The sequence below is a fragment of the Bariatricus sp. SGI.019 genome (assembly GCF_050315235.1).
In the GTDB taxonomy this organism is placed as follows: Bacteria; Bacillota; Clostridia; order Lachnospirales; family Lachnospiraceae; genus JAFBIX01.
In genome coordinates this window covers 13053-28559 of sequence record NZ_JBNPOQ010000020.1, presented here as the reverse complement: position 1 = coordinate 28559, position 15507 = coordinate 13053, and the positions used below count along the sequence as shown (strand labels likewise).

19 protein-coding genes are annotated in these 15507 nt (G+C 39.4%); 1 reads left to right on the top strand and 18 read right to left on the bottom strand.

Features of this window, described 5'->3' with window-relative positions:
- Nucleotides 1-4: 4 nt before the first annotated feature.
- Genes ruvB through ACQRD1_RS12170 form a run of 4 tightly spaced genes read right to left on the bottom strand, consistent with a single transcriptional unit; the run spans nt 5 to nt 2525 of the window.
- The gene (gene ruvB / locus ACQRD1_RS12185; protein WP_347376393.1) at nt 5-1012 is read right to left on the bottom strand and encodes a Holliday junction branch migration DNA helicase RuvB; all 1008 of its coding nucleotides are present in this window, start codon (nt 1010-1012) and stop codon (nt 5-7) included.
- 15 nt (nt 1013-1027) lie between these two features.
- On the bottom strand, nt 1028-1639 hold the full coding sequence (gene ruvA / locus ACQRD1_RS12180; RefSeq protein WP_235233161.1) for a Holliday junction branch migration protein RuvA: 612 nt from the start codon (nt 1637-1639) through the stop codon (nt 1028-1030).
- Nucleotides 1640-1648: 9 nt separating this feature from the next.
- Nucleotides 1649-2140, bottom strand: a complete 492-nt coding sequence (locus ACQRD1_RS12175; protein ID WP_235233162.1) for a Gx transporter family protein — start codon at nt 2138-2140, stop codon at nt 1649-1651.
- Between the two features lie 13 nt (nt 2141-2153).
- Nucleotides 2154-2525, bottom strand: a complete 372-nt coding sequence (locus ACQRD1_RS12170) for a NusG domain II-containing protein (RefSeq protein WP_427787637.1) — start codon at nt 2523-2525, stop codon at nt 2154-2156.
- A gap of 128 nt (nt 2526-2653) precedes the next feature.
- Here ACQRD1_RS12170 and ACQRD1_RS12165 point away from each other — a divergent pair, with 128 nt between their 5' ends.
- Nucleotides 2654-3634, top strand: a complete 981-nt coding sequence (locus ACQRD1_RS12165; protein ID WP_235233164.1) for an FAD:protein FMN transferase — start codon at nt 2654-2656, stop codon at nt 3632-3634.
- Nucleotides 3635-3689: 55 nt separating this feature from the next.
- Here the strand turns inward: ACQRD1_RS12165 and ACQRD1_RS12160 are convergent, their stop codons facing one another.
- The 14 genes from ACQRD1_RS12160 to ACQRD1_RS12095 form a co-directional block, all read right to left on the bottom strand.
- Entirely contained in the window at nt 3690-4226 is a 537-nt protein-coding gene (locus ACQRD1_RS12160) for a hypothetical protein (RefSeq protein ID WP_235233165.1), read from the bottom strand.
- Between the two features lie 64 nt (nt 4227-4290).
- Nucleotides 4291-4689 (bottom strand): DUF2752 domain-containing protein, encoded by a 399-nt coding sequence (locus ACQRD1_RS12155; protein WP_427787634.1) that lies wholly within the window; start codon nt 4687-4689, stop codon nt 4291-4293.
- Nucleotides 4690-4777: 88 nt separating this feature from the next.
- Entirely contained in the window at nt 4778-5569 is a 792-nt protein-coding gene (locus tag ACQRD1_RS12150; protein ID WP_235233167.1) for an RnfABCDGE type electron transport complex subunit B, read from the bottom strand.
- Between the two features lie 14 nt (nt 5570-5583).
- Nucleotides 5584-6159: an electron transport complex protein RnfA gene (locus ACQRD1_RS12145; RefSeq protein ID WP_235233168.1), complete on the bottom strand. Its 576-nt coding sequence runs from the start codon at nt 6157-6159 to the stop codon at nt 5584-5586.
- A gap of 13 nt (nt 6160-6172) precedes the next feature.
- Complete coding sequence (rsxE, locus tag ACQRD1_RS12140; RefSeq protein WP_235233169.1) at nt 6173-6892, bottom strand: electron transport complex subunit RsxE; 720 nt, start codon at nt 6890-6892, stop codon at nt 6173-6175.
- A gap of 14 nt (nt 6893-6906) precedes the next feature.
- Entirely contained in the window at nt 6907-7488 is a 582-nt protein-coding gene (locus ACQRD1_RS12135) for an RnfABCDGE type electron transport complex subunit G (protein WP_235233170.1), read from the bottom strand.
- A complete protein-coding gene (locus ACQRD1_RS12130) occupies nt 7488-8417 on the bottom strand; it encodes an RnfABCDGE type electron transport complex subunit D (RefSeq protein ID WP_268826547.1) in 930 nt (309 codons plus the stop codon). The genes ACQRD1_RS12135 and ACQRD1_RS12130 overlap by 1 nt, the downstream gene beginning before the upstream one ends.
- A 50-nt stretch (nt 8418-8467) precedes the next feature.
- Nucleotides 8468-9790: an electron transport complex subunit RsxC gene (gene rsxC, locus ACQRD1_RS12125; RefSeq protein WP_235233171.1), complete on the bottom strand. Its 1323-nt coding sequence runs from the start codon at nt 9788-9790 to the stop codon at nt 8468-8470.
- A gap of 180 nt (nt 9791-9970) precedes the next feature.
- A complete protein-coding gene (gene rpsA / locus ACQRD1_RS12120; RefSeq protein ID WP_347376396.1) occupies nt 9971-11089 on the bottom strand; it encodes a 30S ribosomal protein S1 in 1119 nt (372 codons plus the stop codon).
- A complete protein-coding gene (gene ispH, locus ACQRD1_RS12115; RefSeq protein ID WP_235233173.1) occupies nt 11070-11927 on the bottom strand; it encodes a 4-hydroxy-3-methylbut-2-enyl diphosphate reductase in 858 nt (285 codons plus the stop codon). The genes rpsA and ispH overlap by 20 nt, the downstream gene beginning before the upstream one ends.
- A gap of 22 nt (nt 11928-11949) precedes the next feature.
- Complete coding sequence (cmk, locus tag ACQRD1_RS12110) at nt 11950-12606, bottom strand: (d)CMP kinase (RefSeq protein ID WP_427787630.1); 657 nt, start codon at nt 12604-12606, stop codon at nt 11950-11952.
- A 12-nt stretch (nt 12607-12618) separates the two neighbouring features.
- The gene (locus ACQRD1_RS12105) at nt 12619-13224 is read right to left on the bottom strand and encodes a YcxB family protein (protein WP_235233175.1); all 606 of its coding nucleotides are present in this window, start codon (nt 13222-13224) and stop codon (nt 12619-12621) included.
- Nucleotides 13225-13240: 16 nt separating this feature from the next.
- Entirely contained in the window at nt 13241-14470 is a 1230-nt protein-coding gene (locus tag ACQRD1_RS12100) for an NAD(P)/FAD-dependent oxidoreductase (RefSeq protein ID WP_235233176.1), read from the bottom strand.
- A complete protein-coding gene (locus ACQRD1_RS12095) occupies nt 14463-15404 on the bottom strand; it encodes a MurR/RpiR family transcriptional regulator (RefSeq protein ID WP_235233177.1) in 942 nt (313 codons plus the stop codon). Before ACQRD1_RS12095 ends, ACQRD1_RS12100 begins: the two co-directional genes overlap by 8 nt.
- Nucleotides 15405-15507: the final 103 nt, after the last annotated feature.

Genomic DNA, 15507 nt, shown 5'->3' with positions numbered 1-15507 from the left:
CCAACTATTTTTCATCATTTTCACGTGAAATTCCCAGATGACAATAAGCACTGTCTGTAACGATCCGCCCGCGAGGTGTTCTTTGAATGAATCCATTTTTCAGTAAATATGGTTCATAAACATCCTCTATGGTTCCGGAATCTTCACCTACAGTAGCTGCTAAAGTTTCTAAGCCTACCGGTCCACCCTGAAATCTTTCGATCATGGTTATCAGAAGATTCCTGTCGGTTTGATCCAAGCCTTCTTTATCCACATCAAGAAGATCTAATGCATAATTCGCCACTTCCTCGGAAATATATCCTTCATATTTAATCTGTGCAAAATCTCTGACACGCTTCAAAAGTCTGTTTGCAATTCTCGGCGTTCCACGGGAGCGCTTTGCAAGAGCGTATGCTCCTTTGTCATCAATTCCTACTTCCAGCACCTTTGCCGATCGAAGAATGATTGTTTTTAATTCTTCGACCGTATAAAATTCCAGACGATTGACAACGCCGAACCGATCTCTCAAAGGAGCTGTCAACATTCCTGCTCTTGTCGTAGCTCCCACCAGGGTAAATTTGGGTAAATCCAGACGAATAGATCTTGCACTGGCACCCTTTCCAATCATAATATCAATAGCATAATCTTCCATCGCCGGATAGAGTACTTCTTCCACTTGACGATTCAACCTGTGTATCTCATCAACAAATAAAATGTCTCCTTCCTGAAGATTATTTAAAATCGCTGCCATCTCTCCAGGCTTTTCTATTGCCGGACCTGAAGTAATCTTAATGTTTACATTCATCTCATTGGCTATGATTCCTGCAAGTGTCGTCTTTCCCAATCCTGGCGGACCATAAAACAACACATGATCCAACGCCTCATTTCTTGCCTTTGCAGCTTCTATATAAATTTTCAGAGTCTCTTTTGTCTTTTCCTGTCCTATATAGTCTTTCAACAACTGCGGACGCAGATGATTCTCTATCTTGACATCTTCTTCTAGATTTTCTGTTGTAACAATTCGCCTGCTCATGTCTTTCACCCTGTGCTAAAACATCATATATTTTAAAGCTTGCCTCAGCACATCCTCTACTTCCATATTTTCTTCAAATTCCACTTGTTTGACTGCTTTTAATGCCTCAGTATTGCCATATCCCAGGGCTACCAATGCCTGTACGGCCTCACTCTGTACCTCATTGTGGTAATTCACACTACCAGACATCACAGAAGCAGAAGCACTGTGTTCCAAAGCATCCTCAAGACGTAACTTATCCTTTAATTCCAATATCATCTTTTCTGCTGTCTTCTTCCCAATCCCAGGTGCTGCACAAATTGCCTTTATATCATTTGACATCACAGCAAATCTAAGATCATCCGGGCTTAACGCTGACAAAATTCCTAAGCCACCTTTTGGACCGATTCCGTTTACACCGATCAGCAATCGAAACACATTCAATTCATCTCTCGTTAAAAAGCCATATAACTGCATGGCATCTTCCTTCACGTTCAGATATGTATGTATCTTCACTTCTGTCCCGAGAGCCGGCATAAGCCCCATTGCCCGACCTGACATAAATACACCGTAGCCAACTCCGCCTACATCAATAATCACTTTATCTTCTTCGTATGCTGCAATTTCTCCCCTTAAATAAGATATCATATATCCCTCCTAAAAATGTACATTCACCAGTCTTTTTAACATCTCATTTGACACAATTCCAATAAGCAGTCCAGTTATCATTCCAGCAATTAATAACACCGGAACGTAATATGCCACGCTAAATGTCTCCACAACCAACATAGCCACAATCAATTGCCCAACATTATGAAATACTCCGCCGGCAATGCTAATCCCCATAATACTGAACCCATCTTTTCGCTTAAAAACTGCCATAACTGTAAGACTAAGAAGCCCTCCTGCCAAACTATAGATAATGCTAAAATAATTACCGAAAATAAAACCGGACAATAAAACTCTGACAATCGACAGCAGATAAACTTCTCGCAAACGCATCTTATACAGTGCAATCACAATAATCAGGTTAGCAAGCCCCAACTTTACTCCCGGAATTCCAAAATTAATCGGTATCAAAGTTTCAACATAACTAAAAATCAACGCTAATGCCGTAAATACCCCAAAATAAGCAACTTTGCTCTTCACATGTATCTGCCTCCTAATTCGTCACCGCATCATATTCGCTATTTTCACTACTTTCAATCTCCACAACAACTCTGTTCGGAAGACAGATAATACTCTCATGATTCATTGAAATTTTTTTCTGGTACACGCACAATTGATCTGGGCAGTCTGCCTCAATCATATCGGCCTTTCCATTTTTAATCTGAAGTATATTCGTTCCATGATTGATTTCTATCTCCTGATCTTCTGACAGACTGTAAACGCCCTGAATCTCTCCATTCACTTTAACAATTGCCTTACTTGCCCCTTTTCCTCCGATAAACACATGCACAAGTATCGTTAAAACAGCGATACATAGAATTGTCAGTATCAGAATACCATCTTTTTTCTTAAATTCCATTTTCATATTTCATTTACCTCTTTATTCCTATGAGTTTTATTCTAACACAACCCAATCTTACCTTCAACCACATGTTCGATTGCATATCTTCTTTTTTGTGTTATACTAAGACTATCAAAATCACGAGGTGTTCTATGAAATATAAACGATTAACCGCATTACTTATTTCTGCTGTTCTTTTAATATCTGGCTGCTCAGGGCTTCCCAAAGAACGTGATCAGACGTATACCGGAACTTTTTTTGATACCGTGATCAGTATCCAAATCTATGATGCCATAGAGGATGACGTTTTAGATGGCTGCGCAAAGCTCTGTGAAAAATATGATACTATGTTTTCGAATAAAACAGAAGATAGCGAAATATCTCAGATTAACCATGCCGGTGGAAATCCAGTCGAAGTATCAGACGAAACAATAACAATTATTAAAAAAGGAATCTATTACAGCGAGATGTCGAATGGTGCATTCGACATTACTATCGGCGCCGTCTCCAATCTCTGGGACTTTAAATCAGAAACTCCTGAGATTCCAGCAGCTGATACCGTTGCCTCTGCAGTCAGTCATGTAGACTACAACCAGATTATAATTACCAACAACACAGTACGTCTGACCGACCCTTATGCATCTATTGATGTTGGGGCTATTGCCAAAGGTTACATCGCCGATCGATTGAAAGCGTACCTAAAAGAGCAAGGTGTAAAACACGCAGTTATTAATCTTGGCGGAAATGTACTGACAATGGGTGGCAAAATAGATGGATCAGACTATAATATCGGCATCCAGAAACCATTTGACGAAAGCGGGCAACCTATTACTTCTGTAAAGGTTTCCAATAAATCTGTGGTAACATCCGGTATCTATCAACGATATTTTGAATCTGATGGAAAGATTTATCATCACATACTTGACCCCAATACAGGTTATCCTTGTGAAAACAACTTATATAGTGTCACTATCATCACCGATTCATCTCTTACTGCAGATGCATTGAGTACAACCTGTTTTCTACTTGGATTTGATGAAGGTATGAAACTAATTAATCAGCTGGATAATGTTGATGCTGTGTTCATCACAAACGATAACAAAATCCACTATTCCAAAAATTTCCAATATTAATCAGCATAAAAAACATCAGGAAAGCATTCCTGATGTTTTTTATCTACTCATCTTATCAATATGTTCCTGATGCACTAAAAAATGCTACTCCAAAAATTATCATAAATACCAGATAAACAACCAATATGACTCCTGTAATAATCAAAGAAGCACGACAATAATTTCTGCGGTTTACATTACCTTTTTTACTAAATGCCCAAACAAAGTAAATAACAATTCCGAAACATGGAATGCAGGATGCTAGAATCGTCAACACCCAATCACCCATAGTCATGGGACTATTATCCATACCCGGTTCATATGCCTGATTATAGGTTCCTGTATTATAACTATAATTATCCTGATAATTATAACCATTCTGTTGATTGTAATTATAATTCTGTTGCTGATTATAATTATAACCACTCTGGTATTGATTATAATCATTATTCTGGTTCGTATACTGATATTGTTGATTTTGGTATTGTGGATTCTGATAAGGCTGCTGTCCTGCATTTGGATCTGTATATTGTTGTCCATTTATATCCGCACTATTGTATGTCTGTTGAGAATCCTGAGTTTCCTCTGGAATATTATCATTTTGGTTTTCCATCGTATTATCCTCCTTGCCTTATTAACAACTATATTCTATCATGCAGATACATGAATTTCAATCACTAAACAAACCATACTATTTGTATAACTTTTTGTATATATGCAAATAAATTATATTCATAATAACTCATTGGAGGGTCACCAGGAAAACAGACAAACATCCGCAATATATAAAACAACATCATCGCAGCCATAATTCCAATCATTCCCCACAACAATCCTCTCCCCATCTTGCGTCCCAACAGGTAGCGGTTCCACCCAAATATCACCAGATAGATCACAATCGGATATATAAAAGGATGTATTAAAAAAGCATTCAAAAAATCGAAATGAAACAGACAGAATGCTGCTCTGGTCAATCCACATCCCGGGCATGGGAATCCCGTAATAAGCACCATCGGACATAAGCTATATAAAAATTTTTTCATGAACGCAAAATAGGCGATTATAAGAATAATCACCCATTTTGCCGCCTTAATATCTTCCCACAATAAAGTGAGAGCTCTGCATATGATCTTTTTTAAAGAACATTCTTTTCTTTTCATAAAATTATAAAATAATCTTCTTTGGACATTTTTCTGCACATGCTCCACAGTTCGTACACTTTTCTGGATCAATGTGTGCAATGTTACCTTCAACCTTTACGGCATCAAACTGGCAGACTTTTTCACACATCTTACATCCAATACATCCAACAGAACATGCTTTCATAACATCCTTACCTTTGTCTCTGGAACTACACTGAACCATATGTTTCTGTTCATATGGAACCAGCTCAATCAGCTTCTTCGGACATACAGCAATACATTTACCGCAAGCTTTACATTCTTCCTTATCAACAACAGCAACCCCGTTTACAATATGAATTGCATCAAATGGACATGCCTTTACACAGCTTCCTTCGCCAAGACATCCATAATTACATGCCTTCGGTCCGCCGTCCTGCATCATGTTGACCATTACACAATCATTTAATCCATGATACTCGTATTCCTGCTGTGCTTTATCACAAGTCCCCGCACATTTCACGAATGCAACCTGATGAACCTGCTCTCCAGCTGCAATTCCCATGATCTCACCAACTTTTGCAGCAACTGGTGCTCCACCGACCGGACATCCACCAACTTCGGCTTCACCTTTTACGATTGCTGCTGCAAGACCAGAACATCCTGCATAACCACATCCACCACAGTTATTTCCAGGCAGAACTCCAAGAATAGCTTCTTCTCTCTCATCTACTTCTACTGCAAACTTCTTGCCAGCGACTCCAAGGAACACACCAATGAATAATCCGGTGCCGCCTACGATGATCGCAGCAATAATAATACCTGTAACACTCATTGTTATGCCTCCTTCTAAATCAGTCCTGAGAATCCACAGAATGCGATTGCCATCAGACACGCTGTAATCAGAACAATCGGAGTTCCCTGGAAGGACTCAGAAATATCATTATATTCAATCTTCTCACGGATACCTGCCATGATTACAATTGCAATCAGGAATCCTACAGAAGTACCAACACCATTGATAACACCTTCGAGAAGTGTATATTCTTTCTGAACATTCGTAAGTGCTACACCAAGTACCGCACAGTTCGTTGTAATCAACGGAAGATATACACCCAACGCATTATACAATGGCGGCATTGCCTTTTTCAGGAACATCTCTACAAACTGTACCAAAGCCGCAATGATCAAAATAAATACGATAGTCTGCAAATATTCGAATCCCAATGGTGTCAAAATAAACTTATAAATCAAACCTGTAACAAATGAAGCAATTGTAATAACAAATACTACAGCGCCACCCATTCCGGCTGCTGTATCAACCTTCTTAGAAACACCAAGGAACGGGCAGATTCCAAGGAACTGGCTGAGTACAACGTTATTTACAAGAGCTGAACCAATTGCAATAATCAATAATTCTTTCATCTATGTACTCCTCCTACTCTTCGTTTCCTGTTGGGAACACCTTACCGTTACATCCGCCACAGGATGCACAATCTGTACCACATCCCTGAGCATCTGCAATCTTCTTGCCCTTCTTTGCAGCATTCTTCTTAATCTTGTTCATAGCAGCAACAAGGAATGCCAGAACAAGGAATGCTCCTGGAGGAAGAATAAAGATAGTTACAGGAACATAACCACCTTTACCGGCAGCTGCATCAGCCAACGGCAAAATCTGTGCTCCAAAGACTGCACCTGTACCGATCAGCTCACGAACAATACCAATACAAGTAAGTCCAAATGTAAAACCAAGTCCCATACCAATGCCGTCAAAAATAGATGGGATTACAGGATTCTTAGAAGCATAACTTTCTGCACGTCCAAGAATGATACAGTTAACTACGATCAGCGGAATATAAATTCCAAGTGAATCATACAAACTTGGAACAAAACCTTCCAGCAAAAATTGTACAATTGTTACGAAAGATGCTACGACTACGATGAATGCCGGCATTCTGACAGAATCCGGAATAATCTTACGCAGCATGGAAATCAACATATTTGACAGTACAAGTACGACCGTTGTAGAAAGGCCCATACCTACACCGTTAATAGCGGATGTTGTTACCGCCAGGGTCGGACACATACCTAACATCAAAACGAAGGTAGGATTTTCTTTGATCAGACCGTTATATAATCGTTCCGTACATTTATTCATCTTTTAACTACCTCCTATTGAAATGCATTCTGATAATAACCAAGAGCAGCATTGACAGCTCCGGTCACTGCTCTTGAAGTAATAGTTGCACCACTTAATGCATCGATAGGTTCACCATCTCCGCCGTCTTTTGACACAACAAACTTCTCAGCCTGTTTTCCTTCATACTGGCCATAGAATGCAGGCTCTGTTGCTTTCATACCAAGACCTGCTGTTTCACTAATAGATAAAATAGACACACCGTTTACAGTACCATCAGTTGTTATACCTACTGTAATCTGAATACTTCCGCCAAATCCGTCTTTATCTGTAGTTGTAATAACATATCCCTGATCACCTACTGTACAAACTTCATCAATCGTTGCATTCACGCCCATATCGGCGATTGCCTGATCTGCAGCCTTCTGATCTACTTCGGTCTCCTCAAAATCATTCAGATCAGCTTCCGGGAATACTGCCTGCCATGCTTCTTTTTTGGACTTTTCCTGCACCTGAGCAATCGGGTCTTTTGTAATCTCATAGACCACACCGAGTGCAAGACCTGCGATCAAAGTGATCATTGTAAGAATCAATGTATTTTTCAGAATCTTATTCATTATTTTTCTCCTCCTTTACCAAATGGTTTTGGAAGAGTAACCCTCTCGATCAATGGAACAATAAGGTTACTGATGATGATTGCATAAGATACTCCTTCTGCTGAACCGCCGAAAAGACGGAACAATCCAGTCAGTACACCTAACAGAATTCCATATACATACTGGCCCTTCTTCGTAATTGGAGATGTTACATAATCGGTAGCCATGAACCATGCACCAAGCATCAAACCACCGCCGCACAGATGTGCAGTAATATATTGAGGATCAAAGAATCCAACATTCGGATTTGCAAACGGTCCGAAGATACCAATAAAAATTATAAAAGATACAATATAAGTTCCTGGGATTCTAAGATCAATAATCCCTTTCAAAATCAAAATAATTGCACCAATAATAATCGCAATTACAGATGTTTCACCAATAGTTCCTGGGATAGTACCGATCAGCATATCCATAGAATTTACAGCCTCTCCAGCTTTCAGCTGTGCCAAAGGTGTAGGACCAGATACTCCATCATATACAAATGTAGTCATCTGGCTTGTGAAAGAAATTAACAGGAAACATCTTGCTCCGAGTGCCGGGTTCATAAAGTTCTGTCCCAGACCACCAAATAACTGTTTTACAATCAGAATGGCAAAGATACCACCGATAACACCCATCCACCATGGAGCTGAAGCCGGCATATTCAGGCCAAGTAAAAGACCTGTAACAACGGCACTCCAATCGCCGATTGTAATTTTCTTGTGCATTAATTTTTCATATATGTACTCTGTCAGAACAGATGCTGCAGTTGTACTGATCAGCATAATAAGCGCTGACAATCCAAAGTTCCATACACCAAAGGCTGAAGCCGGCAACAGTGCAATCGTTACCCACATCATAATACTGCTTGTGGTGTCTTTGGAACGAATGTGTGGTGAAGATGACATTTTTAATTTGTTCTCACTCACGTTTGTTCACCTCTTCCTCTTCTATTTGACTATTTTTTCTTTTTGCGGTTTGCCATCGCAATCTTTCTCATTGAACCAATTGCCTGTTTTAATGGGCGCTTTGCAGGACATACAAAACTACAAGAACCACATTCCATACATTCCAGACCTTCATGTTTTGTAAACGTCTCTTCGTCATGATGTTCTGCATAATCTGCAAGTCTTGACGGAATCAATCTACTTGGACAGGCATCTACACAACGTCCACAATTGATACATGCAGATGGTTCATATTGAGCCACTTCATCTTTTGTAAAGCCAAGAATAGACGAAGAAGTCTTAGTGACCGGCACATCCAGTGTAAACATAGAGAATCCCATCATCGGACCACCGGAGATTAATTTTTCCGGTTCACTTTTGAATCCACCAGCAGCCTCTACAAGTTCAGCCTGATTTGTTCCAAATGGTACTCTGAAGTTACCTGGTTCATTTACTGCATTTCCACTCACAGTAACAACTCGTTCCATAGATGGTTTTCCTTCTGCCACTGCCTGATAAATACTGATCAATGTTGCCACGTTATCTACAACACATCCTGCATCTGCCGGAAGCATTGCCGAATTAATTGCTCTTCCAGTTGTTGCATAAATCAATTGACGCTCACCACCCTGTGGATACTTGGTCTTTAACGCAAGTACTTCCATACGTGGTTCATCCTTTGTCAGTTCTTTTAACTTTTCAATACAATCCGGTTTATTATCTTCTACTCCAAAAACACCTTTTGCATTATCAAAAAGCTTTAATACAATTTTCATACCGCCGACTAATTTTTCCGGCGTCTCCATGATTGATCTGTAGTCAGCGGTGATATATGGTTCACACTCTGCACAGTTAGCAATAATGTAATCAATCTTTTCTGGTTCTTTCGGTGACAGTTTGACTCTCGTTGGGAATCCTGCACCACCCATACCTACAACACCAGCATTACCGATTGTATTGAGGATTTCTTCTTTTGTCATCTCATCCAAAGGTTTCACTTCTGGATATTGCACTTCCTCATATTCACCGTCATTTTCAATAACGATACTGTTTACCATACCCCCTGTTGGATTTAAATGTGGGGCAATCGCCTTAACTGTTCCGGAAACCGATGCATAGATAGGCGCAGACACAAACCCCCCGGCTTCTGCTATCATCTGACCCTTTAAAACACGATCCCCTACAGCCACTATCGGATTGGCCGGAGCGCCAATATGCTGAGAAACTGGATATACCAAATCCCCTTTGGGTTTTACTTCGACAATCGCCTTATCTTTTGCCAGGCTCTTGCCGTCATCCGGATGAATACCACCCTTAAATGTTAACAATGCCATCCTTTTTCCTTCCTTCCTTTTTACTCTTTATATACTATACATGAAAACTCCCTAATAATCCAGTAAATCCAGGGATTTCATTGTATATTTCCGCAAACATCTTGTCGAAATTTTAACATATAAAAGATAGAGACCTAGCGGTCTCTATCTCTACAATCCCAACAATATTCAACATGCAAATTATTCTTCGCTAGTTTCCTCTTCAGCACTTTCATCCACGCTTTCTGCCTCAGTCTGTTCATTTGCTGCCGGCTCTAAAGCTTTCATACTTAAACTGATTTTTTTCTCATCCTCATTAAGGTCGACAATCTTAGCCGTAATTTCCTGACCTACAGACAATACATCTGACGGCTTGTCCACATGATTTCTTGAAATCTGAGAAACATGAAGCAATGCATCTACTCCAGGTGCAAGTTCAACAAATGCACCAAAATCAGTCATTCTAGCAACTCTTCCTTCAATCACAGTACCAACTGCATATTTTTCTGCTGCATTCGCCCATGGATTAGTCTCCGGGAATTTCAAACTCAAGGCAATCTTTGTATCATTGATTTCTTTAATCATTACTTCTAATGTCTCACCAACTTTGAATACCTTCTTTGGATTCTCAACACGTCCCCAAGACATTTCAGAAATATGAAGAAGTCCATCAACTCCACCAAGATCAATAAACGCGCCAAAATCTGTCACATTTTTAACAGTTCCTTCCATTCTGTCTCCAGCCTGGATCTTAGCAAATAATTCTTTTTGCTTTTCTGCACGTTCAGCAACAAGTAACTGTCTTCTGTCTCCAATTACGCGATTTCTTCTAGGATTAAACTCACTGATTACAAATTCAATCTCCTGATCCTGATACTTACTCAAATCTTTTTCATAAGTATCTGACACAAGGCTTGCAGGGATAAACACTCTTGCTTCATCAATCACAACACTTAATCCACCGCCAAGAATCTGAGCAACAGGAGCCTTTAACACCTCATGATTCTCATAAGCCTCTCTCAATCTTTCATTTCCTTTTTCTGCTGCAAGTCTCTTATAGGTCAAAAGCACCTGACCTTCTCCATCATTAACTTTCAGGACTTTTGCAGTCATTGCATCACCAACGGATACCATAGTCGTTAAATCTGCATTTGCTTCGTTTGTGTACTCGCTTCTTGTAATGATACCGTCTGCCTTGTAACCTATATTCAAGATGATTTCATCGGGCTTTACATCGATGACAGTACCATCTACGACCTCTCCATTTCTTATTGTTTTGAATGACTCTTCCAACATTTGTTCAAAAGTTAATTCTGACATTATTTTGAACCTCCTCAATTATATTATTGGGCGTGGATGCCCCTGCTGTAATACCTACTGTTTCCACGGACCTTAATTGATTCATATCCAAATCGTCAAGTGTCTGTATATAGTACGTATTCAAACATTCATTCTTACATATTTCAAATAACTTCTGAGTATTTGAACTACGTTTGTCGCCGATAACCACCATAGCATCTACTCTCTTTGCAATTTCACAAGCCTCCTCCTGACGTTCCTTTGTTGCATTGCAAATCGTATTTAAAACAATTATATCATACCCCTTTTTTGAGATTATTTCAACTAAATCTTTGAATTTATTGTAATTAAATGTCGTCTGAGAAACGACGCAGACCCTCTGTTCAGCATCTTTCAACTGAAACTGTCTGGCATCTTCTGCTGTCTGTACAACAATTACTTGTTTTCCTGCCCACCCTTTGATTCCTTCTACCTCCGGATGTTCGCTGTTACCAATAATGACAATAAATGCCCCTTTTTTGCTTTCTTCCTCAACGATTCTGTGTATCTTCTTTACAAAAGGACAGGTAGCGTCTACACAAGTCAGGCCTTTTTCCTGTATTTTTTTATATATGTCTCTGGCTACTCCATGAGAACGAATAATAATAACGCCTTTATCCACTGCATCTAATTCTTTTTCAGAGTCAATCACTTCAACTCCTTTTTTGGCTAGATCTTTTGTCACTTCTTCATTATGGATAATCGGACCATAGGTATAGATTTTATCTTCCCGGTGCTGTTCTACCTGTTCATATACAGTGTCAACAGCTCTCTTTACACCAAAACAGAATCCCGCTGTTCTTGCCAACTCTATCTCCATTCTTTTCTCTCCTTAATCCACATCACCTGCACAATTCGACAATTTTATCCACAACTTCAGGAATTGTCATATAAGAACTATCTACCTTTACTGCATCCTCAGCCTGTTTCAGCGGAGCAATCTCTCTTGTCATGTCACGATAATCTCTTTCTCGAATGTCCGATTCAATTTCATCCAAATTACAAGGGACTCCCTTTGCCATCAGCTCTTCATAGCGACGCTTGGCTCTCGTCTCAACACTTGCAGTTAAAAATATCTTCACGTCAGCATTCGGCAATACACACGTTCCGATATCCCTGCCATCCATGATCACATTTTGTGTACGTGCAAGATTCTGCTGAAGCTCCAATAACTTGGCTCTTACTTCTGGGATTGCCGATGTCATAGATGCCATATTTCCTACTTCCTCATCCCTCAATCTGGAAGTAATATTTGCTCCATTCAGATAAACCTGCTGGATACCATTTTCGTAGCGAATGGTTACTTCAGCATCCTGGCATGCCTTAATCACTTTTTCCGTCTCATCCGCCTGAATTCCCTGATTCAGGAAATGAATCGCCAGACCTCTATACATGGCACCGGTATCAACATAGATAAATCCCTTTTCTTTTGCCACTAATTTTGCAATCGTACTCTTTCCTGCACCTGCTGGACCATCAATTGCCACATTATATCCCATGATATTTCTCCTTTATTCAATATTTACTTTTTCGATTCCTTTTTTAACTCCAGTACATTTCTGTATTAAAAATTGTTTAAATTCTTCAATATCAGCATCCTGAATCCCATCCTTTGGAAAACCAAAGAATTTCTTTCCGCCAGTTTCTACATAAACAATCATTGCTATAATCTTTTCACTTTCGATAATTCGCTCTACATTTTTATAATAAAGCGTCTGTTTATTACCATGTACAAAACTCGTCCAAGAATCTTTACCGAATTCCAGTTTTACATTAAAAGGTTCTTTCCATTTTTTCATTCTTTCTTCATACATTGTCTGCCCGTCTCCGGTTGACGCAAGCATCTCCATCTTTTTCCCGAAAGTCCTTGCCAGAACTTCTGCTATAACAAAAGCCAGCGCCCAACACACAAGATATTTTAACGCGAAAAAGGCAATGCTGCCCGCCGTACCATGTAATACATTACTGTATACAAGCATGAACAATAATACGAATACTCCTCCCGTAAAAACCACGATTTTATAATTTTTTGAAATCTTAGTCATTCCATGGACTTTCAAAAAATCTGTCAATACTTCTTCTGTTTCTATATATCTAAATTGATATTTTCCTTTCATATTCTTCTCCTTCACTCTATATAATACTATTTCCTGCCGCATACGCAGTAGACCACGCAATCTGAAGATTAAATCCCCCCGTTACAGCATCCAGATCTAAGACTTCGCCAATAAAATAAAGGTTTTTTATCATTCTGGATTCCATGGTGCTCGGATCAATTTCTTTTATTCTGACACCACCCTTTGTGATAATCGCTTCATTATAATCACGAAGTCCAGTCAGCGTAATTGAAAGATTCTTAATCAACTCTGCAAAGAACCTTCTTTCTTCTCTAGAAATGATATTCACTTTCTTCTCTGGCGGAATATTGCTCAATTTTATCATAACCGGGATTAATTTGGAAGGAAATAATCCTCCAACCGCATTTTTAAATTGACGATTCTGATTTTCTTCAAATTCTTTCAATATCCGATGATCCAACTGTTCAGCCGAAAGTGCGGGCTTCAAATCGATTGAAAGACGTAATTCTTTTGTTTTTAACCTCTTTCCCACATAACTGCTGGCAGTTAAAATTAGGGGACCACTGACACCATAATGGGTAAACAACATTTCGCCAAATTCATCATACAAGATCTTTTTACCATCACAAATAGTTATGTTTACATTTTTCAGGGATAATCCCTGCAGCTCTTTTACCCACGATTCTTTTGTCTCTATTGGAACAAGTGATGGCATACACTCTGTAACATGGTGTCCCAGATCCTCCGCAAATCGAAATCCATCTCCAGTAGCCCCTGTACTTTGATAGGACAAACCACCCGTTGCAATCATACAAGCATCTCCAGCAACTATCGTGCCATCCTCTAATATAATATGATGAAATACTCCTTCCTCTGATACGACCTTTTTCACTCTTGTCCGAAGAGATATTTCAACTCCAAGGCGATGCATCTCATCGGAAAGAACACGAATCACATCAGAAGAATGGTCAGATATCGGGAACACCCTGCCCCCACGCTCTATCTTCGTCCGAAGTCCAAGTTCTTCAAAAAACGCAATGGCATCCTGATTCGTAAACCCATAAAAACTACTATATAAAAACTTTGGATTTGAAACCACAGAATCAAATAACACATCCATATCACATGCGTTGGTCAAGTTACACCTTCCTTTTCCTGTGATGAATAGCTTTTTCCCTAGTTTTTCATTACTTTCAAACACCAGGACTTCATGCCCATTTCTCGCTGCAATAATGGATGCGAACATTCCTGCCGCGCCCCCGCCAATTATCAACACTTTACTCATCTTTCATATCCTTTGCGTTTTCATTTTCGACACTTCCCGATAATTCCACCTTATCGCCTACCATATTCAATTCATCTTTACTATACACCTGATATTCATCCCAAATCCGTTCTAATGTCTCCAGAGTGGAAATAACCTCTTTCTGCTTCTTCATACACAAAGCAACCACCAACGCATTAACTACACTTAAAGGTGCAACCAATGAATCTACTATTGAAGCCATATCACTTCTTGCAATTAAATTACATGAAGAATATAAATTCATAGGAGAATGTACGCTATCTGTCAAAGTAATTACTTTCGCCTTTCGATTACTTGCATACTCCAATGCTTTCAGTGTACGCATAGAATATCGCGGAAAACTAATTCCAATAATGACATCTTCCTCATTAATGCGGAGTAACTGTTCAAAAATCTCACTGGAACTATTTGTATTCACAGCCACTACATCATCACAGACAAGATTCAGATAAAAGCACAAAAAACTGGCTAAAGGAGCGCAGCTTCTAATGCCAACCACATAGATCTTTCTGGCATTCAATATCGTATCCACAGCCAATTCAAATGCCTCATGGTCAATTGCTTCCATTGTCAGTTTTATCTTCTCAATATCGGATTGTAATACAGAGGTCAGAATCTCTCCCTGGCTGATACGTCCATAAGTCACTTCCATACGTTGGATGGAATTCAATTTCGTCCGTACCAACTCCCCAAGTGCTTTTTGAAATCCCGGATAACCGTCATATCCAAGCGCTGTTGCAAAACGAACGACTGTAGATTCACTGACTCCGACTTCTTCTCCCATCTTCGCAGCCGTCAAAAAAGCGGCTTTGTCATAATCTTCACGAATAAAATCTGCCAGCTTTTTTTGACCTTTACTGAATTTCGGATAACCGTCTTCTATTTTCTTTAACAACTCATTTTTACTTTGCATGTGACATTTCTCTTTCCATTTCAACATTGTTTCCATTATATAGCCAAACCTCTTAAGATTCAAGAGGACATCTGAAGATTCTACTCTTCTTCACCAAAACAAG